The sequence below is a fragment of the Rahnella sp. R3(2024) genome (assembly GCF_042920125.1).
GTDB lineage: Bacteria > Pseudomonadota > Gammaproteobacteria > Enterobacterales > Enterobacteriaceae > Rahnella > Rahnella rivi.
The window spans coordinates 902,070-922,823 of the sequence record NZ_JBHGBU010000001.1 but is presented as its reverse complement, the minus strand read 5'-3'; the positions used below and the strand labels follow the sequence as shown (position 1 = coordinate 922,823).

Sequence of the window (20,754 nt, the reverse complement as noted above, 5' to 3'; positions counted from 1 at the left end):
AGCCTGTGACACATAATGAGAAAGCACCGGGGGAAATCCAGCTGGTGCACAACAATCCGTGGGAAACGCTGCGTCAGTTTACCGCCGCACGTATTGCACTGGGGCGCACCGGCTCAAGCTTACCCACACAAGAACTGCTGCGTTTCGGTTTAGCTCACGCCCAGGCGCGTGACGCTGTGCATCAACCCTTTGACAGTGAATCGCTGGAAACCGAACTTCAGCAACTCGGGCTGAAAACGCTCACCGTCGCCAGCGCCGCACCGGACAGAGCCACCTATCTGTGCCGCCCCGATCTGGGGCGTAAACTTTCGGAAGAAAGCCGTCAGTCGCTGCAAAGCCTCAATGTGAAGCCGTCAGATGTTGTTCTGATTGTGGCAGACGGTTTGTCTTCAAAGGCGGTGCACCGTCAGGCCGTTCCGCTTATTCGTGCATTGCTGCCTTATTTAAACACGCTGGAACTGACATTAGGACCGGTGGTGCTGGCGCATCAGTCGCGCGTGGCGCTGGGCGATGATATTGCCCAGGCGATGAATGCGAAGGCGGTGGCGATTCTGATTGGTGAACGCCCCGGTTTATCCTCGCCGGACAGTCTGGGGATTTACATGACCTGGGGGCCGCACACCAAAAGGCTGGAATCAGAAAGAAATTGTATTTCGAACGTGCGTCCGGAAGGGCTGAACTATCCGCAGGCAGCTTTTAAGCTGGCGTGGCTGCTCGAACAATCATTCCAGCGAAAATTGTCGGGGGTAAATCTGAAGGATGAGAGCGATAACCCGGCGCTGCACAACAAAGTCGTGCCGATGTTTAAGCTGGAGTAGAGGAGGGAAAAAATAGAACCAGCGGCTGGTTCGCCTCCATCACGGTTTAAGTTTCGGAGTTCAGAAACGAAAAAAGCGCCTGAAGGCGCTTTTCTCTGAATTGGTGGGCCGTGCTGGATTGATTCGGCCTCCGGCCTCACCCTGCGGGCAACGCTGTCGCGTTGTCGTCTCGCTGCGCTCGGCTCGAACCAGCGGCTGGTTCGCCTCCATCACGGTTTAAGTTCCGGAGTACAGAAACGAAAAAAGCGCCTAAAGGCGCTTTTCTCTGAATTGGTGGGCCGTGCTGGATTCGAACCAGCGACCAATTGATTAAAAGTCAACTGCTCTACCAACTGAGCTAACGGCCCGCAGAAGTGGTGGGCGATGACGGGTTCGAACCGCCGACCCCCTCCGTGTAAAGGAGATGCTCTACCAACTGAGCTAATCGCCCACTTCTGGGTACTCCACAACGTAAGTCAGAAACTGCTGAGAAATGGTGGGCGATGACGGGTTCGAACCGCCGACCCCCTCCGTGTAAAGGAGATGCTCTACCAACTGAGCTAATCGCCCATTTCTCATTCCTGCTTACTATCACAACGCGTCCACTCTAAGAGTGGTGGGCGATGACGGGTTCGAACCGCCGACCCCCTCCGTGTAAAGGAGATGCTCTACCAACTGAGCTAATCGCCCCCGTCGTGATGGAGTCGCATTATAGGGATACTTGAAATTACGTCAACGCTTTTTAAAAACAAAAATGATCGTTCGGCTTATTTTTAGACAACATGACGTCTTTCTCGCCCGCGTAGTCGATTCTTTACGCATTCATGGTCTTAAACCGGTGACCTTACCCTGTATCAGCGTTGAGGAATCAGGGCAGAGTGGTAGAATGTCAGCCACTTTTTGTTAATTAAGAGCAGCGTTTCTTGGCGTTGCGTGATTAAGGTTGCACCCGGATGAAAATCAAAACCCGTTTTGCCCCAAGCCCGACCGGCTATCTGCACGTCGGCGGCGCCCGTACCGCACTGTATTCCTGGCTCTTTGCCCGCAACCTTGGCGGTGAGTTTGTGCTGCGTATCGAAGACACCGATCTCGAGCGTTCCACTCAGGAAGCTATCGACGCGATTATGGATGGCATGAACTGGCTGAATCTGGACTGGGATGAAGGCCCGTATTTCCAGACCAAACGTTTTGACCGCTATAACGGCGTGATCGACGAAATGCTGGAAAACGGTACTGCGTATAAATGCTATTGCTCTAAAGAGCGTCTGGAAGCGCTGCGTGAACACCAGATGGCGAATAACGAAAAGCCGCGTTATGACGGCCGCTGCCGTGACAGCCATGAACATCACGCCGCTGATGAGCCGTGTGTTGTGCGTTTTCGTAACCCTCAGGAAGGTTCCGTCATCTTTGATGACCAGATCCGTGGCCCGATCGAATTCAGCAATGATGAGCTCGATGATCTGATCATTCGCCGTACCGATGGTTCTCCTACTTATAACTTCTGCGTCGTGGTCGATGACTGGGATATGGAAATCACCCACGTTATCCGTGGCGAAGACCATATCAATAACACCCCGCGTCAGATCAACATCCTGAAAGCGCTGGGCGCGCCTGTCCCGGTTTATGCTCACGTTTCTATGATTCTGGGTGACGACGGTAAAAAACTGTCCAAACGCCACGGTGCGGTCGGTGTGATGCAGTATCGTGACGATGGTTATCTGCCTGAAGCGCTGCTGAACTATCTGGTGCGTCTGGGCTGGTCCCACGGTGATCAGGAAATCTTCAGCCGCGACGAAATGAAAGCGCTGTTCTCACTGGAAAACGTCAGCAAATCTGCCAGCGCGTTTAACACTGAAAAACTGCAATGGCTAAACCATCATTACATCAACGCGATGGATCCGCAGTACGTGGCGACCCATCTGCTGTGGCACGTAGAGCAGGCTGGCATCGAAACCCGTAACGGACCGCAGCTGTTTGAGATCGTGACCCTGCTGGGTGAGCGCTGCAAGACGCTGAAAGAGATGGCGGAATCTTGCCGTTACTTCTACGAAGATTTTGCAGAGTTTGATGCCGATGCAGCGAAGAAACACCTGCGTCCGGTGGCACGTCAGCCGCTGGAAGTGGTGCGTGCGAAACTGGCTGCCATCACTGACTGGACGGCTGAAAACATTCACCATGCCATTCAGGGCACGGCAGATGAGCTGGAAGTCGGAATGGGTAAAGTCGGTATGCCGCTGCGTGTCGCCGTGACAGGCGCAGGCCAGTCACCGGGTGTTGACGTAACCGTCCACGCTATCGGCCAGAGCCGTGTGCTGGCACGTATCGACATGGCGTTAGCCTTTATTGCTGAGCGCGAAACACAAGCTCAGTAATCACAGCTGCTCGTCATAAAAAAAGCCAGCGCGGGAAACCGGCTGGCTTTTTTCTATTTATAAATCCGACGCGTGAAAAACGCCTGAATTAACGTTGTTCGGTCGCCGGTGTCGCTACCGTCGGGCGATAAGCCAGGAAGTACATCAGACCGACAAAGCCTGCACCGCCCACGGCGTTACCGAGGAATACGGCAACGAAGTTCGGGAAGTACTGGGACCAGCTCAGTGCGCCGGCAAAGATTGCCGCAGGCACGATGAACATGTTCGCCACCACGTGCTGGAACCCGATTGCCACGAATGCCATGACCGGGAACCACATGCCGATCACTTTGCCGCCGACGTCTTTACTGGCGAATGCCAGCCAGATCGCCAGACACACCAGCCAGTTGCAGCCAATCCCTGAAATGAAGGCATGCATAAAGTCAGCGTTCACTTTTGCGGTGGCAGTGGCGACGGTTTTGCTGAGGAATGCGCCTTCCGTCAGCCCTAACACGTGGCCGAAGAAGTACGCGACCGCCAGGCTACCTAACAGGTTGGCCAGCGTGACCCAGAACCAGTTACGCAATACGGCAAACAGACTGATCTGACGTGCGAACCAGGCAATAGGTAAGGTCATCATGTTACCGGTCAGCAGTTCTCCCCCTGCTAACACAGTCAGAATGATGCCTACCGGGAATACAGCGGCGCCCAGTAAGTTGCTGAAAGAGCCCCAGGATGCAGGTAACGTCCCTATTACATGCAGATCCAGCAGGAAGCCGGTGGCGATGAATGCGCCCGCCAGGAAACCCAAAATTAACAAATTCAACACGGAGGAATGACTTTTCGTCACGCCTGCCGAGACAGCGATGGATGCGATTTCTTTAGGTGAATACAAGGACATGAGATTGCTCGTCGTAATGGATTATGATTATTGCGCGAGCAGTCTATTCTGAGAGTTATCTCAAAACAAGACGATTTTAATAGTCTGCTAACATTTCATTAATCATTCAAACCTGCTTGTTAATAAAATGTGTTGGCCGATCATAAAGCTAGTGAAAATGCGGGCTGGAGGGACGATCGTAAAACAACGCATCCTGTTAAAAATTTGTTTAAGGGCAGGGCGGATTTCCCTGCGAAATGGGGTATTTGGCGGCTTTTTCAGCGCTTGATTGCAGAAACCGATTTAGCCGTTGACAGGGTAGACACGGTTTCATATGATGCGCCCCGTTCACCGGTTTTTACTGGTTTGAATTGGGGGTATAGCTCAGCTGGGAGAGCGCTTGCATGGCATGCAAGAGGTCAGCGGTTCGATCCCGCTTATCTCCACCAACTTCCTTTCCAGAGTAAGTTGGCTGTTTCCTTCCAGAGGAAACCAAAAGTAAATGTGTACGACCTCGTGTGGGGGTATAGCTCAGCTGGGAGAGCGCTTGCATGGCATGCAAGAGGTCAGCGGTTCGATCCCGCTTATCTCCACCAAATATTAAAGAAACCCGCTTCGGCGGGTTTTTTGCTTTCTGCACTTTGTCATTTTTCCTTCCTGTTTTGCAGCACCAAATTGCAGCCATAAAAAAACCCGCCGAAGCGGGTTTCTTTGTCGTTCAATCGTTTGCTTACTTACGCCAGTACCAGACCCGCGATAGAAGCAGACAACACGCTGACCAGCGTTGAGCCGTACAGCAATTTCAGGCCGAAGCGTGAAACCACGTTGCCCTGATGTTCGTTCAGGCCTTTGATAGCCCCTGCCACGATACCAATCGAGGAGAAGTTAGCGAAGGATACCAGGAACACGGACAGGATACCGACGCTGCGTGGTGACAATTCAGCCGCCACTTTCTGCAGATCCAGCATCGCCACGAACTCGTTGGAAACCAGTTTGGTTGCCATCATGCTGCCCACCTGCAAGGCTTCATGGCTTGGAACGCCCATCATCCATGCAAACGGATAGAAGACATAACCCAGCACGCCCTGGAAGGTGATACCGAATACCACGTCGAACAGCGCATTCAGGCAGGAAATCAGTGCGATGAAACCAATCAACATGGCTGCAACGATGATCGCCACTTTGAAGCCGGCGAGGATATATTCACCCAGCATTTCAAAGAAGCTCTGACCCTGGTGCGTGTTACCGATCTGCAGGTCTTCTTCCGAATCAACTCTGTAAGGGTTGATAAGAGACAGTACGATAAAGGTACTGAACATGTTGAGCACCAGCGCAGCCACGACGAAACGCGGTTCCAGCATGGTCATATATGCACCCACAATCGACATAGAAACAGTCGACATTGCCGTAGCGGCCATGGTGTACATACGTTTTTCAGACATCTTGCCCAGAATATCTTTATACGCGATAAAGTTTTCTGACTGACCCAAAATCAGGGAACTGATGGCGTTGAAAGATTCCAGTTTTCCCATGCCATTAATTTTCGACAGTACCGTACCGATGATACGGATGACGAAAGGCAGTACGCGAATGTGTTGCAAAATACCGATCAGTGCGGAAATAAACACGATCGGACACAAGACTTTCAAGAAGAAGAACGCTAATCCCTTATCGCTCATGCCCCCAAATACGAAGCCGGTTCCTTCCGCAGCGAATCCTAATAATTTCTCAAACATATCTGAGAAGCCTTTCACAAAACCTAAACCAATAGATGAGTTCAGGAAGAAATAGGCTAAAAGGACTTCGATCACTAACAGCTGAACGATGAAACGTAAACGGATGCTTTTACGATCACGGCTCACCAGTAAAGCGAGTACTGCGACAACGGCCAACGCTAATACAAAGTGCAAAATGTTAGACATGGGTGCTCCAAATTAGAGGCAGGCTATATTTCGACGGACATTCTATGTAACGCGTACATTTAAAACGTGAAGTCGCTTGCAAATATAGAAATTGCAGACATGAATTGCAACAAATCCCATTCCACCACACAAAAAATCAAGATGTTAAGAAAAATAGGCACAATTTGCTTTCTTGTGCTAGCTTTATCATGTGCCGTAATGCGTTCTAAATCTGGTCAAACAGCCTCTGTTTTAGGAAAGCGCGCGCGCCCGGATTGAGAAAGCCGGGCGGGCGAATAACCACACAGTTATCACGTCGTCGCTTACTGCCTATCAGAATCATCGCTCAAATTTTTCTAAATGCACTTGATAATCATTATCATTTAGACGATATTTGTGTAAGCGTAATAATTGTAGGGGTTAATCCATTATGTTTAACAGCCGGACCGAATCTTCAGGCCGCGCATCCAGAAAGATGAAATTTTCGCTGATGGGACCGGCCTTTATTGCCGCCATCGGTTACATCGATCCGGGTAACTTTGCGACAAACATCCAGGCCGGGGCTTCTTACGGTTACCAGCTGCTGTGGGTCGTGGTCTGGGCTAACGTCATGGCGATGTTGATCCAGCTTCTTTCTGCCAAACTGGGTATCGCCACTGGCAAAAACCTGGCTGAACATATCCGCGATCGTTTTCCGCGTCCGGCCGTCTGGGCTTACTGGGTGCAGGCTGAAATTATCGCCATGGCGACCGATCTGGCGGAATTCATCGGTGCGGCGATCGGTTTCAAATTACTGCTCGGCGTGTCGCTGTTGCAGGGCGCGGTGCTTACCGGCATTGCCACCTTTATTATCCTCGGTCTGCAAAAGCGTGGACAAAAACCGCTTGAGCTGGTGATTGCCGGTTTGCTGCTGTTTGTGGCTGCGGCGTATATCGTCGAACTCTTCTTCTCGCAGCCCAGCATGCTGGCGCTCGGCAAAGGGATGCTGATCCCTTCTCTGCCCACCAGTGATTCTGTTTATCTGGCTGCCGGTGTGCTTGGCGCAACCATCATGCCGCACGTCATCTATTTACACTCCTCACTGACCCAGCGGGCCGGTAAGGCATCGAAAGAACAGCGTTACTCTGCCACTAAGCTGGATGTCGGGATCGCCATGACCATCGCCGGTTTTGTGAATCTGGCGATGATGGCGACCGCCGCTGCCGCGTTCCACTTCAGCGGCCACAGCGGTATCAGCGAGCTGGATCAGGCTTATCTGACACTGCAACCGTTACTCGGCCATGCCGCTGCTACCACTTTTGGCCTGAGCCTGGTGGCTGCCGGTTTGTCTTCAACGGTAGTGGGTACCCTGGCGGGGCAGGTGGTGATGCAGGGCTTCGTGAAGTTCTACATTCCGATCTGGGTGCGTCGCGTTGTCACCATGATGCCTTCCTTTATTGTGATTCTGATGGGGCTGGATGCGACGCGCATTCTGGTAATGAGCCAGGTCTTGCTGAGTTTCGGGATTGCGCTGGCGCTGTTGCCGCTGCTGGCATTTACCGGTAACCGCCATCTGATGGGTGAGATGACCAACACCAAAACCGTGCAGTGGGCAGGGCGGGTGATCGTCCTGATTGTTGTCAGCCTGAATCTCTATCTGCTGTTCGGCATGCTGAAATAATCACTGCATCGCCGCAAAAAAAACGGGACAGCGCAAACTGTCCCGTTTTTTTTATCTGTGATCTTCGCGGATTAGTGGCGGTGATCGCCATGACCCCGGTGGTCACCATGTCCGCGGTCCGGGCCGCGACCTCTGTCGTGACCATGACCCCGATCTGGCCCGCGGCCAGGATGATCATAATGCGGACGCCCGTAATAGCGCGGCGGAGACGGACGATGATGAGAGCGGTTATCCCACCAGCCGCGGTCCCGCCAGCGGCCGCCATCCCAGTAATAGCCGCGATGGCTGCGTTCACCGTAGTAACGCCCGCGGTGATTGTTCCACCAGCCCGCATCACGCCAGTCATACCCATCCCAGTAATAACCACGACGGTCGCGGTCACCGATATTGATTGAAAGCCCAGGCGTGCTCAGGCTAAAGCTGCTGGCCTGCACAGCGGGCGCTGCGGCAGGAAGCAATGCGAACAATAATGTACCGAACAGTAAAGGCTTAATCATGATGCCCCCAGATTCCTTATAATTTATGCTGACAGTTATAAGGTGAAGGCACCCGCTATTCTATGGGGGCAATCCTGTTTTGATTGATTTACCCACCCTTAACGGAATCCTTACTCAGCCTCCATAAAGGGATGTTTTTTCACCGTCAGGGTAAACGCTTACACTAAAATCGCTTCTATGGCAGTCAGCTCTTCCTGAGTAAAGTGGCGGTTTGCCACCATGCCCACCGCATCGTCAATCTGGCTGGTTTTACTGGCGCCAATCAGCACTGACGTCACGCGGTCGCCGCGCAACACCCACGCCAGCGCCATCTGCGACAGTTTTTGTCCACGGGCCTGCGCGATGTCATTCAGCTTACGGACTTTCGCCAGCTTTTCTTCGGTCAGCTGATCGGTGGTGAGGAATTTACTGCCGCTGGCGGCGCGGGAATCCTCCGGAATACCTGCCAGATAGCGGTCAGTCAGCACGCCACCGGCGAGCGGTGAGAAGGCGATGGAGCCGACGCCGTTATCTGCCAGCGTATCGAGCAAATCGGCTACAACCCAGCGCTCGAACATGGAATATTTCGGCTGATGGATCAGGCACGGCGTTCCCAGCTGTTTGAGAATGTCGAATGCCGCTTTGGCGCGGTCAGCCGGATAATTCGATAACCCGACATACAACGCCTTACCCTGGCGCACGATCAAATCCAGCGCGGCCATGGTTTCTTCCAGCGGCGTATCAGGATCCGGGCGGTGATGATAGAAGACATCGACGTAGTCCAGCCCCATGCGTTTCAGGCTCTGGTTCAGGCTGGCGACCAGATATTTTTTCGAACCCCAGTCTCCGTACGGGCCGTCCCACATGGTGTAACCGGCTTTGGAGGAGATAATCAGTTCGTCGCGATAAGGCAGCAAATCTTCCTGCAAAATACGGCCAAAATGCTGTTCTGCCGAGCCCGGAGGCGGCCCGTAGTTGTTTGCGAGGTCGAAGTGGGTGATCCCGTGGTCAAAAGCATGGCGGATAAGATTGCGGCCATTCTCAAAATGCGCGTTATCGCCGAAGTTATGCCACAGGCCGAGAGAAACGGCAGGCAGTTTCAGGCCGCTTTGGCCGCAGCGACGATATTCCATCTTTTCGTAACGGTTTGAACTAGCAAGATACGGCATAGGAACCTTTATTGTTTGAGGTAGGTGTCGTGTAAGGAATCAGATAAAAACCCTTTTAGTGTATGCGCTTTCACTAACAATTCCAGCTACCACGATCACAACCAGAACAATCCTTACGGCGCGTTACCGTTGAAAAACAGGACTATTCCCTCCCGCTATTACTTTTACTGTTCAGGGGCTGCCCGTGCGAGATTGCAGTGCAGCACTGTAACTCTGCGTTGCCACGTCTTTTTTCGAATAAAAAATATCCTATTCCCCGGTTTGGCGTAATACTTACGCTAGTGGGATTAACTGTTTACTTTCTATTTAACAGAGGATCGTCATGGATAATATCTATACCGTAGGGGACTATCTCTTAGACCGCTTATCATTTAGCGGGATCTCGGAGCTGTTTGGCGTGCCGGGCGATTACAACCTGAAATTCCTCGACAGCGTCATCAGCCATCAGCAAATTACCTGGATCGGTTGTACCAACGAACTCAATGCCGCCTATGGTGCTGATGGGTACGCGCGCACCAAAGGTATCGCCGCGCTGCTGACCACCTTTGGCGTCGGTGAACTCAGTGCGCTGAACGGTATTGCGGGCAGTTATGCCGAATATGTGCCGGTTATCCATATCGTCGGCGCTCCGCCCCTCTCAGCACAGCGCAAAGGCGAATTACTCCATCACACCCTGGGCGATGGCGATTTCAGCCATTTCATGCGCATGTCGCAGCCGGTGAGTGTGGCGCAGGCGTCACTGACGCCGGAAAATGCGCTGGCCGAAATTGACCGCGTCATTGAAGACGTCATCTATTCCTCGCGTCCCGGCTACCTCTTACTGCCGAGTGACGTGGCCGCCTTGCCCGTCAGTACCCGCGCCCATGCGATTCCTGCGCGGCAACCGGCGTTTTCCGCCTCGTCTCTCGAAGCCTTTGTGGCGGCAGCCGATGCCAGACTGCGCAGCGCCGGACGCGTTTCCCTGCTGGCCGATTTTCTGGCGGAACGCTTTGGCGTGAAGGCGGCGCTGGAGCAATGGATGGAGGAAGTGCCGCTGGCGCACTCCACGCTGCTGATGGGCAAAGGATTGTTCAACGAGCAGCAGCCGAATTTTGCCGGGACGTATTCCGGTGCCGCCAGCGCCGCCTCGACCAAAGAGGCCATTGAGGGCGCTGACGTGGTGATTAGCATCGGCGTGAAATTTACCGACACCATCACTGCCGGTTTTACCCAGCAACTCCCTGCCGAAAAATGTATCGATCTCCAGCCATTTTCCGCCCGCGTCGGCAATCAGATATTCCACCAGCTTCCGCTGGAAAAAACCGTCAGCGTGTTGCATCGCCTGACGGCGGAACTGGCCGAACAATGGACGCCTTACCCGGTTAAACGCACCACACTTCCGCAGCCTGCGGATGACAGCCTGGATCAATATGCCTTCTGGCAACAAATTCAGGCCTTTCTGCAACCCGGCGACGTGCTGGTGGCGGAACAGGGCACCGCCTGTTTTGGCGCGGCGGCGCTGAACTTGCCGCAGGATTGCCAGTTCGTGGTCCAGCCTTTGTGGGGCTCAATCGGCTTTACGCTGCCCGCCGCATTTGGCGTGCAGATCGCCGCACCTGATCGCCGCGTAGTCTTGCTGATCGGCGACGGTTCTGCGCAGCTGACCCTTCAGGGCCTGGGTGCGGCGATCCGCTATGGTTTGCCGCCGGTGATTTTCGTCATTAATAATCAGGGTTACACCGTGGAAAGGGCGATCCACGGTGAGACTCAGCGCTATAACGATATTGCGCAATGGAACTGGACGCAGTTCCCGGCGGCGTTTGGCGGCAAAGAAGTGTTCAGCGCGCGCGCGGATTCGCCGCAGGCGTTGAAAGAGGCGATAGAACAGGCCAGCGCCAAACGGCGGATGGCCTGGATTGAAGTGATTTTGCCTAAAATGGATATTCCCGCGTTACTCGATTCCGTCACCCGATCTCTGGCGAAACGCAATTCAGGGGAGTAAATCAGCGTCCGGCGGTGGCGGGTCAATCAGCTGGTCGATGAACCAGCTTCCCGCCGGGCCGGGCTGATTATTTTTACTCCACACCGCATCCACCGAAATTCTCTTCGGCCAGCCCCGCAGCGGCAGGCTGACCAGCTTGTCATGCCCGAACTGCTTCACCAGCCAGTGAGGAAGTGTGGCCCAGCCAAACCCTTGCTCTGCCATTTCCAGCAGCATCAGGTAACTCGGCGCAGACCAGATCTGCCCCTGCGCCCGTGGCATTTCCCGGCGGCTGTAAGGTTGCAGACACAGCTGGCGGAAGGTGTGTAACTGTTCGGGTTGCAGAGAGGAAATACTCGCCAGCGGATGTGCTTTACTGCAAAAAATCGACATATCCGTTTGCTCCGGAAGACGCGCCACACCAATATCCGGCGGATAGTGATCCTGCACTTCCACCATGCCGATATGCGCCCGGCCGGACTGCAACAGATCGATCACGTCCTGATCTTCCGCTATCTGACACTCAAATTCGATATCGGGATAGCGGCGCTCAAACCGGCGCAGCAGCGCTTCGTGGTGTGTCGGCTGATAAGTATCGGAAAGCACAAACGTCAGCCGCGTTTCCACCTGAGTGGATAACCGGACGGCCAGTTCATCGAGACGCTCACTGGCCGCAAGAATGGCCTGAACATGGCTCAGCACGCGCTGCCCGGCAGGCGTCAGCACCGGATGTCGGCTCTGGCGATCAAACAGCGTGACGCCCAAATCCACTTCCAGATTGGCAATGGCGGTGCTGACGGTGGACTGACTTTTACGCAGTTTACGGGCGGCAGCGGAAAAAGACCCCGCGTCGGCGGCCTCCACAAAGGCCATCAGGGCTTCGGGTGAATAACGCATAGTCGGGCTCCGTGAGTCTCTTTGAACGGCGATCTATCGATTTTATCAATACTTTCTATCTTTTACCTATCTCATTTTATAATGATAATGCCTGCCTGGTGACAACCGTCACCCCTTTTTAATTTCAGGAATCAGGCAGGTTTTTATGTCTAAGCAAACACGGAATATCTCTCAGAAAACGTTCGGCGAGCGCATTTTTCATGCGGTTGGCTTTGAAACGCTGGCGGTGCTGATTTCAGCCCCTGCGGCGGCGTGGCTACTCAACAAACCGGTCTGGGAAATGGGCGCACTGGCCATTATGCTGTCTACCACGGCGATGGTATGGAACATCGTTTATAACAGCATTTTTGACCGGTTCTGGCCTGTATCCCGTGTGGTGCGGACATTTAAAATCCGCGTGGCGCATGCGCTGGGCTTTGAAGGTGGATTTATCATGATTGGTCTGCCGATTGCCGCGCTGTGGCTGGGTATCGGACTGCTGGATGCCTTCATGCTGGAAGTCGGGTTCTTCCTGTTCTTCCTGCCGTATACCGTCGCCTACAACTGGATTTACGACACCCTGCGTCAGCGCTGGATGAACCGCCGTCTGGCGGCAGAGCGTTGCGCCGCTAAACACTGATTCCACCTCGCTGAATGCCCGAAAAAGCCCGCAGACATTTTCTTTGTCTGCGGGCTTTTTGTCAGTTATGGTTTTGCTCAACACGTAACCTCAGGGGCGAAAATGAAGACGTTAGGGCTGATTGGTGGCATGAGCTGGGAATCCACGGTGCCGTACTACCGCATGATCAACGAACACGTAAAACAGCAGCTCGGCGGATTACATTCGGCCAAACTGTTCCTTTACAGCGTCGATTTCTATGAGATCGAAAAACTGCAAATGGCCGGCGACTGGCAGCAGGCGGGGGAAATCCTCGGCAATGCCGCCCGTTCTCTGGCGCGCGCAGGGGCGGAAGTGATTGTGGTCTGTACCAACACCATGCACAAAGTGGCCGGTGATATCGAACGCATCGGCGGTTTGCCGCTTCTGCATATCGCGGACGCCACCGCAGAAAAAATTAAAGGGCAGGGGCTGCGTAAAATCGGGCTGCTCGGCACACGTTTCACCATGGAGCAGGATTTCTATCGCGGGCGTTTGCAGGAAAAACATCAGATTGACGTGGTGACGCCGGATGACGCTGACCGCGCGATCGTTCATCGCATCATTTATGACGAGCTGTGTCTGGGCATCATTAAGGATGATTCCCGCGAGGAATATCGCCGGATTATTGGCAAATTAGAACAGCAGGGCGTTGAAGGCATTATTTTGGGCTGCACGGAAATCACCCTGCTGGTGGGCGCGGAAGACGCGCGCGTCGCGGTCTTCGACACCACCGCCATTCATGCGCTGGCGGCGGCGGAGTTTGCCTTAACGCAGGATTAATCTTTTTCCGGATCCTGACGCCCCAGCCGCTGTTTAGCCACCTGCATCAGCGGTTTTCCTGCCAGCATCAGCCAGGCTGGCAGCATCACAATGCACAGCAGCGGCAGCAATTTCAGCCCCGGCACCACGGCGGCGGCCATAAACAAACTGAGCCAGCCGTCGCGCGTGACCACCAGAACCATTCCCATCACGGCGCAGGATACGGTCACCGCCGCCGGTACGTCAGGCGCATACTGGTGCAGCATCAGCCCCAGCGAAACGCCGACGAACACCGCCGGGAAGATCCGCCCGCCGCGAAAACCGCAGGCAGCCGCCACCACGAGCGCCGCGAGTTTGGTCAGGGTGATCGCCAGCAGCGGCCCCATCTCAAAAAGCTGGTTCGAGTGGGCAAGCTCCTTCATTTCATCCAGCCCTTTGAACAGCGTGATTTCCCCGCCGATAAGCGCCAGCAATCCCAGAACAAACCCGCCAACCCCAAGCCGGATAATCGGATCATGAATGCTGTAAAACATCCGGTGCAGATGCGGGAACAGCCACACGGCAATCATCCCCAGCGCAATGGCAATCAGCACCACCACTGAACCGCTAAAAATATCAATCAGGCGGGAGCTGTCATACGACGGAATGCTGAGTGAAAAATCTGGCTGGAAGAACTGATCGGTCGTCAGCGCGCCCGCACCGGCGGCGAGCAAAGGTGCGAACAGGCGATCCCACAAAGGCACATCTTTATTGGTACCGAGGGTTTGCGAAAAAATCAGCGCCGCCGCCACCGGCGTGCCGAACAGCGCGCCGATAGTGCCAGCGGCGGCCAGAATAACCCAGTCGGTGGTCGGCACTTTCGGCAACAGACGCGAACCCAGCGCGACGACCAGCGCGATATTGATCACCGTGATCGGATGTTCCGGCCCGAGGCTGACGCCACCCGCCAGCCCGACCATCAGCGCCAGTGCCAGTCCCGGCAGCGCATTGACCGCCACCGGGGCGCCAATCAGCGATTCTGTCGCCGGATCCGGCCCGGCGTGGCCTGGCATATACTTGATCAACGCCCCGACACCAATCCCGGTCAGCGTCAGCATGAACAGTGTCCAGGTGGCTGACTGGGTATTGACGTGCAGAACGTCAGGAATGTACTGCCACAGCAGGTTTTGCAGCGCACCTGACATCATCATGACCAAAACCAGGATCAGGCTCGACATGACACCAATAACGATTGCGGGCAGGGCAAAAGCCAGCATGATTCTGGCGCGAGGATGAAACATGCAATGATTTCCTTATTATATAATTTTGATTGCCCTGATAGCTTAGATGAATATCAGCAAGGTCAGTTTGCGGGTGGCCGACATTATTTTGTGTGACATGCCGCATAAATGTGCGTTGGTACAAAACTGCATTGCAGCGTATAGCAATTACCGCTATTTTGCCCACACGAATCTGTCAGCTCTGCCCCATTGCAGGCATTCGCCAGTCGCTTTTATTGATGACCATCCCTTACATCAGGGTGTCTGGCAGCGTACTCATGAGCACAGCATTTCTGGCGTGGATGCGCAGTATAACGAATTTACTTTTGCGGAGAATAACATGACTAAATACTCCCTGGTGGGCGATGTCGGGGGCACCAACTGTCGTCTGGCGCTGTGCGCCTTAGACAGCGGCGAGATTTCACAGTCTCAGACCTTTTCCGGGCTGGATTACGACAGCCTCGAAGCCGCGGTACGTGAGTATCTCGCGCAGCAGCATCAGGAGGTTGAAGATGCCTGTATTGCGATCGCCTGCCCGATCACCGGCGACTGGGTGGCGATGACTAACCACACCTGGGCGTTCTCCATTGCCGAAATGAAACAAAGTCTCGGCCTGCAGCATCTGGAAGTGATCAATGATTTCACCGCCGTTTCTATGGCGATCCCGATGCTCAAAGAGGCTGATCTGTTGCAGTTCGGCGGTAAGAAAGCGCTGGATGGTAAACCGGCAGTGATTTACGGTGCGGGCACCGGCCTCGGTGTGGCTCACCTGATCCATGCCAACAAACAGTGGCTGAGCCTGCCGGGCGAAGGCGGACATGTGGATTTCGCACCTAACAGCGAAGAAGAAGACATCATTCTTGAGCAGTTGCGTACTGAAATGGGTCACGTGTCTGCCGAACGCATTCTCTCGGGGCCGGGGCTGGTCAATCTGTACCGCGCGATCGTGAAATCTGATAACCGCGTGCCGGAGAGCTTCAAACCGAAAGACGTCACCGAGCTGGCGTTATCGGATGAAAACGTAGACTGCCGCCGCGCGCTGTCGCTGTTTTGCGTGATCATGGGGCGGTTCGGCGGGAATCTGGCGCTGAACATGGGCACATTTGGCGGGGTCTATATTGCAGGTGGCATCGTTCCGCGCTTCCTGGAATTCTTCAAAGCGTCAGGTTTTCGTGCCGCGTTTGAAGATAAAGGCCGCTTTAAAGATTACCTGATGGATATCCCGGTATTCCTGATCACACACGATCAGCCAGGATTGCTTGGCGCAGGCGCGTATTTGCGTCAGTCGATGGGTATGACGATCTAAAAACAGCTCCCCCTGTAAAGGGGGAGTCATTAAAACCGCATTAACTGTCTGAATTCTTTCACCTTGCTCCGGCTTACCGGCACTTCAAAATCCAAATCACTCAACCGCAAAATATAGGTGTTGTTAAACCACGGCACGATCTCACGGATCTTTGACAGGTTCACGCAATACGAACGATGGCAGCGGAAAAAATGTTCTTCCGGCAGGCGGTTGCAGAGTTCGGTGATGTTCATCGGCATGGTGAACTCTTCTTTGCGGGTATACACCTGCGTCACCTTTTCCTGCGCGGCGGCGTAGTAGATATCGTTGATGTCGGTCACGATAATCCGCTCATCTTTGATCAGATTAATGCTGTGGCTGACGCGGTTAGCGCTGCCCTGCGCCGGATGGACATCTTCAGGTTTACTGCCGCTTTGCTTATCCCTCGTAAAGTGCGACTCCAGCTTTTGCAGCATGGTGACAATGCGTGACTCATGATACGGCTTGAGAATGTAATCAAAAGCCTCGATTTCAAAGGCTTCAGCGGCGTGTTCTTTATAGGCCGTAATGAACACGATGTAAGGCTTATGCGCGAACTTACTGATGTTTTGCGCCAGTAATACGCCGTCCAGCGAAGGGATGCTGATATCCAGAAAAATAGCATCCACTTCATGGGTTTGCAGATATTTAAGCACGTCCAGCCCGTCATCAAATGTGGCTTCAATTTTGATGCTGCTGTGCGTATTAATGAGATAACTCAGCTCTTCCTGAGCCAGAACTTCATCTTCGACGATAATAGCTTTCACGGAATTATCCCCCGGTGCGAGCGCCCGAAAAGCGGGCGACAGAAATAAAGCAGAGAAATTCCCTCAACATGGTCAGGCTATAGTGCTCTCGGGGGCTGCCGTGATTTTTGCCGGGGATTGTGTGATCAAAAACGAAATATCTGTGCCGGGTTCAAGGCGGCGGATCACCAGCCCCTGACCATACAGTAAAGACACGCGATGATGCACATTCAGCAGGCCGATTTTATTGCCGGGCATTTCATTGCGTGCCACACGATCGATAGTTTCCTGATTAATGCCGTGGCCGGTATCTTTCACCGAAACCCACACGCCGTTGGCATGGTGCTTCACTGAAATCACCACCACGCCTTTACCGCTGCACTTTTGGATCCCATGCACGATGGCATTTTCCACCAGCGGCTGAATGAGCAGGCTGGGGATTTTTACCGAAATGTCATCATCAATATCGTAGATCACCGTCAGTTTACTGCCAAAGCGGGCCTGTTCGATGGCGATATAATCCTGCACCTGATGCAACTCTTTGCGCAGATCGATCAGCTCGTCGTTCAGTTCCAGGTTGTAGCGCAAATAACGGGAGAGATTGATCACCAGCTGGCGCGCCACGTCAGGGCGGGCGCGGATCGAAGAGGAAATGGCATTGAGGGCATTAAACAGAAAGTGCGGGTTTATCTTGCTTTGCAATGCCCGCATTTCCGCTTTGTTGGCCATTTCGCGCAGCTGCTCGGTGCGCGACACTTCCATCTGGGTAGACATAATTTGCGACAGGCCGATCGCCATCACTTTCAGCGAATAGGTGATGCGGTGCGGATCGCAATAATAGATTTTCAGCGAGCCGGTGACTTCGCCCTTTTCCCACAGCGGGATAATTATCAGCGAGTGAATTTGCGGCGTGCGGTGCATTTCGTCGTTGTTTTTCACCGTAATTTCACCGCTTTCCAGCGTGGCTTTGGTCATCTCACTGAGCGTTTCATGGCCAATATTGTATTCTTCTGCCCCCACGCCGACGTAGGCCAGAATATTTTTGTTATCGGTGATGGCGACCGCATCGGCATCGATATCATCACGGATAATGCTGCAAATGCTGGCCAGGGATTCTGCATTAATATTTCGAAAATAGGGGAGCGTTTTATTGGCAATATCCAGTGCCAGCCGCGCCTGCCGGGCGGCAATCACCTCTTTTTCATCCTCGACGCTTTGCACCAGCAAGACAATCAGGCCGATAGAACTGGCCCCGAGGATCAGCGGTGCGGCGATATTCATCACGATATCCAGCCCGAGCGAAAAAGGCCGCGCCATCAGCAGGATCAGCACCATCGTCAGGGTTTCGCACAGCATCCCCGCCAGAATGCCGACTTTCCAGTGCAGCGCTTTTTTGACTTTTTTATTGATATAGCCCGAGAGAAAACCGGCGGTAATACTGGTGATCAGACAGGGAAGGGACGTCGGGCCGTGGATGTCGATCAAAAAGCGGTGAGTGCCGGAGATCACGCCAGTGATAATGCCGACCCACGGGCCGAAAAGGATCCCGCCGGACATGATGGCAATGGTTCGCACGTTGATGAGCGACCCTTCCACGTTGATCCCCGAAAGCGTACCGAAAATGGCAAACAACGAGAAAATCGCCGTCACGGCGGTCAGTTCCAGTGCCGTATGGTTTTCATTTTCTTTGTGCAGCAGTTTGCGGAACAGCGGGGTACGCGTGAGGAAGAACAGGCAGATCAGCATCAGTGCCGCGCGGTCAAAGACCGCCAGCAGCATATCGAACATGTGTTGCATGGCAGGTTCTCTGCGCGACATTGTATAATCACGCTAAATTAAATCGTGGTTTATTATATGTAAAACACCCGTAATTGACCACCAGACAGACGGCGTTCAGCCTGTCATGGCACAATAAAAACAGGGATAATTTGCTGACAGCAAAGGAGTTCGGATGATGATTTCGCTTTCGACCGCAAGGCTTCACATGCAACCGCTCCAGGCCGATGACTGGGCTTTTTTCCTGCGGTTGTATCAGGATCCTGACGTCATGCGTTTTATTGGCAACCTTGATACCCCCGCTCAGATCCACAGTCGCTTTGAACAACGGCTCGGTAACTGGGATCGTTACAGCGATTTCTGGTTGTGTCTGCTGATCCGTGAAAAACAGACCGGTGCAGCGGTGGGGCTGACCGGATTCTTCCCTGACTGGCGGCCTTATCAGCAGGCGGAAGTCGGATTTATTCTGGCACCTGAGCATCAGGGCAAAGGCTACGCGGTGGAATCCCTGCGTGAAGTGCTGAATTTTGCTTTCGACCACTGTGATTTTCACCGGCTGCAAGCCAATGTGCTCGAAGGCAACGACGCCTCACGCCGCGTACTGGAGAAATGTGGTTTTCAGATGGAAGGTCTGTTGCGCGACAGTTATCGCATTGGCGATGAATGGAAGAACGACTGGCTGCTGGGGTTGCTGAAGCACGATCCACGCTGAGAACCGGGCAACGCTAAAAAAGAGCGTTCACACTCTCGACAGTTTTTTGAGTCTGCGTTATGTTCGTGGAAGGCCGCAATGCGGCCAGCGTCGCTCGGACGGTCCGGGCGCTTACGTATCCTCGAGGAAATTATGGCTGATTCCAGTTCACCACGTCGTTTTTCACGTATTGATCGTCTTCCCCCTTATGTTTTCAATATCACCGCTGAGCTGAAAATGGCGGCGCGCCATCGCGGCGAAGACATCATTGATTTCAGTATGGGCAACCCCGACGGCCCGACGCCGCCGCACATCGTTGAAAAACTGGTGCAGGTGGCGCAGCGCGAAGACACCCACGGCTATTCGACGTCACGCGGTATTCCGCGTCTGCGCCGGGCGATTTCCCGCTGGTATGCCGATCGCTATCAGGTCGAGATTGATCCGGAAAGTGAAGCTATCGTCACTATCGGCTCGAAAGAAGGGCTGGCGCATCTGATGCTGGCGACGCTCGATCACGGCGACACCGTTCTGGTGCCCAACCCAAGTTATCCCATCCACATTTATGGCGCAGTGATCGCCGGTGCGCAGGTGCGTTCCGTGCCGCTGACCGAAGGTGTGGATTTCTTCGCTGAGCTGGAAAAAGCCATCCGCGAAACCATTCCGCGCCCGAAAATGATGATCCTCGGCTTCCCGTCCAATCCGACGGCGCAGTGCGTGGAACTGGATTTCTTCGAACGCGTGGTGGCCCTGGCAAAACAATATGACGTGCTGGTGATCCACGATCTGGCGTATGCCGATATCGTGTATGACGGCTGGAAAGCGCCGTCAATCATGCAGGTGCCGGGCGCAAAAGACATCGCAGTGGAATTCTTCACGCTGTCAAAAAGCTACAACATGGCGGGCTGGCGCATCGGCTTTATGGTCGGTAACCCGGAACTGGTCAGCGCGTTAGCGCGCATCAAAAGCTATCACGATTACGGCACCTTCACGCCGTTGCAGGTCGCAGCCATCGCGGCACTCGAAGGCGATCAGCAATGTGTGAAAGACATCGCCGAGCAATACCGCCAGCGCCGTAACGTTCTGGTGCGCGGCCTGCATGAAGCGGGCTGGATGGTGGAAAATCCGAAGGCTTCCATGTACGTCTGGGCGAAAATTCCTCCGGCTTACGCCCATTTAGGCTCGCTGGAGTTCGCCAAACGTCTGCTGGCCGATGCTAAAGTCTGCGTCTCTCCGGGGATTGGTTTTGGCGATTACGGTGATACGCACGTGCGTTTCGCGCTGATCGAAAATCAGGATCGTATTCGTCAGGCGGTTCGTGGGATCAAAGCGATGTTCCGCGCCGACGGTTTGCTGCCGCCGAAGAAAACAGCGGGTGAACCGCCCGTGGAGCAGGATCCGACCGTCACGCCGTAACAGGTTGCGTTGATATGATGTTAAACCGGCAGGCGCTGTGGCCTGCCGGTGAAGG

The 20,754-nt window shown here is 54.0% G+C and carries 17 protein-coding genes, 6 tRNA genes and 1 other RNA gene; 11 read left to right on the top strand and 13 right to left on the bottom strand.

Translation table 11 applies throughout. The features are described from left to right. The first annotated feature begins 5 nt into the window (after positions 1 to 5). Positions 6 to 818, top strand: coding sequence for an ethanolamine ammonia-lyase subunit EutC (gene eutC / locus ABSH60_RS04010; protein WP_390972801.1), 813 nt, complete (start codon positions 6 to 8; stop codon positions 816 to 818). Between the two features lie 101 nt (positions 819 to 919). Here eutC and ABSH60_RS04005 read toward each other — a convergent pair. The 5 genes from ABSH60_RS04005 to ABSH60_RS03985 form a co-directional block, all read right to left on the bottom strand. Continuing rightward, a non-coding RNA gene (locus tag ABSH60_RS04005) (RtT sRNA) lies at positions 920 to 1,045 on the bottom strand. Positions 1,046 to 1,089: 44 nt separating this feature from the next. Further along, positions 1,090 to 1,165 (bottom strand) — tRNA-Lys (locus ABSH60_RS04000). A 7-nt stretch (positions 1,166 to 1,172) separates the two neighbouring features. Then, positions 1,173 to 1,248: transfer RNA gene (locus ABSH60_RS03995), tRNA-Val, on the bottom strand. A gap of 43 nt (positions 1,249 to 1,291) precedes the next feature. Beyond that, positions 1,292 to 1,367: transfer RNA gene (locus ABSH60_RS03990), tRNA-Val, on the bottom strand. A 44-nt stretch (positions 1,368 to 1,411) separates the two neighbouring features. After that, positions 1,412 to 1,487, bottom strand: a tRNA-Val gene (locus ABSH60_RS03985). A gap of 263 nt (positions 1,488 to 1,750) precedes the next feature. Here ABSH60_RS03985 and gltX point away from each other — a divergent pair. Further along, positions 1,751 to 3,169 (top strand): glutamate--tRNA ligase, encoded by a 1,419-nt coding sequence (gltX, locus tag ABSH60_RS03980; protein WP_056774124.1) that lies wholly within the window; start codon positions 1,751 to 1,753, stop codon positions 3,167 to 3,169. A gap of 88 nt (positions 3,170 to 3,257) precedes the next feature. On the opposite strand, the gene ABSH60_RS03975 is transcribed toward gltX, so the two are convergent. Continuing rightward, positions 3,258 to 4,049 (bottom strand): formate/nitrite transporter family protein, encoded by a 792-nt coding sequence (locus tag ABSH60_RS03975; RefSeq protein ID WP_056774127.1) that lies wholly within the window; start codon positions 4,047 to 4,049, stop codon positions 3,258 to 3,260. 352 nt (positions 4,050 to 4,401) lie between these two features. Between ABSH60_RS03975 and ABSH60_RS03970 the strand changes: the two genes are divergently transcribed. After that, positions 4,402 to 4,477 (top strand) — tRNA-Ala (locus tag ABSH60_RS03970). Between the two features lie 71 nt (positions 4,478 to 4,548). Beyond that, positions 4,549 to 4,624: transfer RNA gene (locus ABSH60_RS03965), tRNA-Ala, on the top strand. Between the two features lie 138 nt (positions 4,625 to 4,762). On the opposite strand, the gene ABSH60_RS03960 is transcribed toward ABSH60_RS03965, so the two are convergent. Continuing rightward, positions 4,763 to 5,950, bottom strand: coding sequence for a NupC/NupG family nucleoside CNT transporter (locus tag ABSH60_RS03960; protein WP_056774132.1), 1,188 nt, complete (start codon positions 5,948 to 5,950; stop codon positions 4,763 to 4,765). Between the two features lie 409 nt (positions 5,951 to 6,359). Here ABSH60_RS03960 and ABSH60_RS03955 point away from each other — a divergent pair, with 409 nt between their 5' ends. After that, positions 6,360 to 7,589 carry an Nramp family divalent metal transporter gene (locus ABSH60_RS03955; protein ID WP_056774135.1) on the top strand — a complete coding sequence of 410 codons (1,230 nt, stop codon included), beginning with the start codon at positions 6,360 to 6,362 and terminating at the stop codon, positions 7,587 to 7,589. A 71-nt stretch (positions 7,590 to 7,660) separates the two neighbouring features. Here ABSH60_RS03955 and ABSH60_RS03950 read toward each other — a convergent pair whose 3' ends face one another. After that, complete coding sequence (locus ABSH60_RS03950; RefSeq protein ID WP_390972798.1) at positions 7,661 to 8,086, bottom strand: DUF2502 domain-containing protein; 426 nt, start codon at positions 8,084 to 8,086, stop codon at positions 7,661 to 7,663. 158 nt (positions 8,087 to 8,244) lie between these two features. Further along, a complete protein-coding gene (gene mgrA, locus ABSH60_RS03945; RefSeq protein ID WP_390972796.1) occupies positions 8,245 to 9,234 on the bottom strand; it encodes an L-glyceraldehyde 3-phosphate reductase in 990 nt (329 codons plus the stop codon). A 322-nt stretch (positions 9,235 to 9,556) separates the two neighbouring features. On the opposite strand from mgrA, the gene ABSH60_RS03940 reads away from it, so the two are divergent. Further along, positions 9,557 to 11,215: a thiamine pyrophosphate-binding protein gene (locus ABSH60_RS03940; protein WP_390972795.1), complete on the top strand. Its 1,659-nt coding sequence runs from the start codon at positions 9,557 to 9,559 to the stop codon at positions 11,213 to 11,215. Here the strand turns inward: ABSH60_RS03940 and ABSH60_RS03935 are convergent. After that, positions 11,204 to 12,091, bottom strand: a complete 888-nt coding sequence (locus ABSH60_RS03935; RefSeq protein WP_390972793.1) for a LysR substrate-binding domain-containing protein — start codon at positions 12,089 to 12,091, stop codon at positions 11,204 to 11,206. The genes ABSH60_RS03940 and ABSH60_RS03935 overlap by 12 nt on opposite strands. A gap of 145 nt (positions 12,092 to 12,236) precedes the next feature. Here ABSH60_RS03935 and ABSH60_RS03930 point away from each other — a divergent pair, with 145 nt between their 5' ends. Beyond that, positions 12,237 to 12,710, top strand: coding sequence for a multidrug/biocide efflux PACE transporter (locus ABSH60_RS03930; protein WP_056774153.1), 474 nt, complete (start codon positions 12,237 to 12,239; stop codon positions 12,708 to 12,710). 102 nt (positions 12,711 to 12,812) lie between these two features. Continuing rightward, the gene (locus ABSH60_RS03925; protein ID WP_056774157.1) at positions 12,813 to 13,511 is read left to right on the top strand and encodes an aspartate/glutamate racemase family protein; all 699 of its coding nucleotides are present in this window, start codon (positions 12,813 to 12,815) and stop codon (positions 13,509 to 13,511) included. On the opposite strand, the gene ABSH60_RS03920 is transcribed toward ABSH60_RS03925, so the two are convergent. Further along, positions 13,508 to 14,770 (bottom strand): ion channel protein, encoded by a 1,263-nt coding sequence (locus ABSH60_RS03920; RefSeq protein ID WP_056774160.1) that lies wholly within the window; start codon positions 14,768 to 14,770, stop codon positions 13,508 to 13,510. The genes ABSH60_RS03925 and ABSH60_RS03920 overlap by 4 nt on opposite strands. Positions 14,771 to 15,089: 319 nt before the next feature. On the opposite strand from ABSH60_RS03920, the gene glk reads away from it, so the two are divergent. Next, entirely contained in the window at positions 15,090 to 16,055 is a 966-nt protein-coding gene (gene glk / locus ABSH60_RS03915; RefSeq protein ID WP_056774369.1) for a glucokinase, read from the top strand. 29 nt (positions 16,056 to 16,084) lie between these two features. Here glk and ABSH60_RS03910 read toward each other — a convergent pair whose 3' ends face one another. Together ABSH60_RS03910 and ABSH60_RS03905 are read right to left on the bottom strand one after the other, a co-directional pair. Continuing rightward, positions 16,085 to 16,840, bottom strand: a complete 756-nt coding sequence (locus ABSH60_RS03910; protein ID WP_390972790.1) for a LytTR family transcriptional regulator DNA-binding domain-containing protein — start codon at positions 16,838 to 16,840, stop codon at positions 16,085 to 16,087. Between the two features lie 72 nt (positions 16,841 to 16,912). Next, complete coding sequence (locus ABSH60_RS03905; RefSeq protein ID WP_217204578.1) at positions 16,913 to 18,616, bottom strand: sensor histidine kinase; 1,704 nt, start codon at positions 18,614 to 18,616, stop codon at positions 16,913 to 16,915. 157 nt (positions 18,617 to 18,773) lie between these two features. Here ABSH60_RS03905 and ABSH60_RS03900 point away from each other — a divergent pair, with 157 nt between their 5' ends. After that, on the top strand, positions 18,774 to 19,307 hold the full coding sequence (locus ABSH60_RS03900) for a GNAT family N-acetyltransferase (RefSeq protein ID WP_056774372.1): 534 nt from the start codon (positions 18,774 to 18,776) through the stop codon (positions 19,305 to 19,307). A gap of 132 nt (positions 19,308 to 19,439) precedes the next feature. Beyond that, complete coding sequence (gene alaC / locus ABSH60_RS03895; protein ID WP_122097476.1) at positions 19,440 to 20,699, top strand: alanine transaminase; 1,260 nt, start codon at positions 19,440 to 19,442, stop codon at positions 20,697 to 20,699. The last annotated feature ends 55 nt before the right edge of the window (positions 20,700 to 20,754 follow it).

What these genes read in the sequence shown, in the direction of transcription:
- gltX (WP_056774124.1), top strand. Translation starts at nt 1,751, where the DNA reads ATGAAAATCAAAACCCGTTTTGCCCCAAGCCCGACCGGCTATCTGCAC.
- ABSH60_RS03975 (WP_056774127.1), bottom strand. Translation starts at nt 4,049, where the DNA reads ATGTCCTTGTATTCACCTAAAGAAATCGCATCCATCGCTGTCTCGGCA.
- ABSH60_RS03960 (WP_056774132.1), bottom strand. Translation starts at nt 5,950, where the DNA reads ATGTCTAACATTTTGCACTTTGTATTAGCGTTGGCCGTTGTCGCAGTA.
- ABSH60_RS03955 (WP_056774135.1), top strand. Translation starts at nt 6,360, where the DNA reads ATGTTTAACAGCCGGACCGAATCTTCAGGCCGCGCATCCAGAAAGATG.
- ABSH60_RS03950 (WP_390972798.1), bottom strand. Translation starts at nt 8,086, where the DNA reads ATGATTAAGCCTTTACTGTTCGGTACATTATTGTTCGCATTGCTTCCT.
- mgrA (WP_390972796.1), bottom strand. Translation starts at nt 9,234, where the DNA reads ATGCCGTATCTTGCTAGTTCAAACCGTTACGAAAAGATGGAATATCGT.
- ABSH60_RS03940 (WP_390972795.1), top strand. Translation starts at nt 9,557, where the DNA reads ATGGATAATATCTATACCGTAGGGGACTATCTCTTAGACCGCTTATCA.
- ABSH60_RS03935 (WP_390972793.1), bottom strand. Translation starts at nt 12,091, where the DNA reads ATGCGTTATTCACCCGAAGCCCTGATGGCCTTTGTGGAGGCCGCCGAC.
- ABSH60_RS03930 (WP_056774153.1), top strand. Translation starts at nt 12,237, where the DNA reads ATGTCTAAGCAAACACGGAATATCTCTCAGAAAACGTTCGGCGAGCGC.
- ABSH60_RS03925 (WP_056774157.1), top strand. Translation starts at nt 12,813, where the DNA reads ATGAAGACGTTAGGGCTGATTGGTGGCATGAGCTGGGAATCCACGGTG.
- ABSH60_RS03920 (WP_056774160.1), bottom strand. Translation starts at nt 14,770, where the DNA reads ATGTTTCATCCTCGCGCCAGAATCATGCTGGCTTTTGCCCTGCCCGCA.
- glk (WP_056774369.1), top strand. Translation starts at nt 15,090, where the DNA reads ATGACTAAATACTCCCTGGTGGGCGATGTCGGGGGCACCAACTGTCGT.
- ABSH60_RS03905 (WP_217204578.1), bottom strand. Translation starts at nt 18,616, where the DNA reads ATGCAACACATGTTCGATATGCTGCTGGCGGTCTTTGACCGCGCGGCA.
- ABSH60_RS03900 (WP_056774372.1), top strand. Translation starts at nt 18,774, where the DNA reads ATGATTTCGCTTTCGACCGCAAGGCTTCACATGCAACCGCTCCAGGCC.
- alaC (WP_122097476.1), top strand. Translation starts at nt 19,440, where the DNA reads ATGGCTGATTCCAGTTCACCACGTCGTTTTTCACGTATTGATCGTCTT.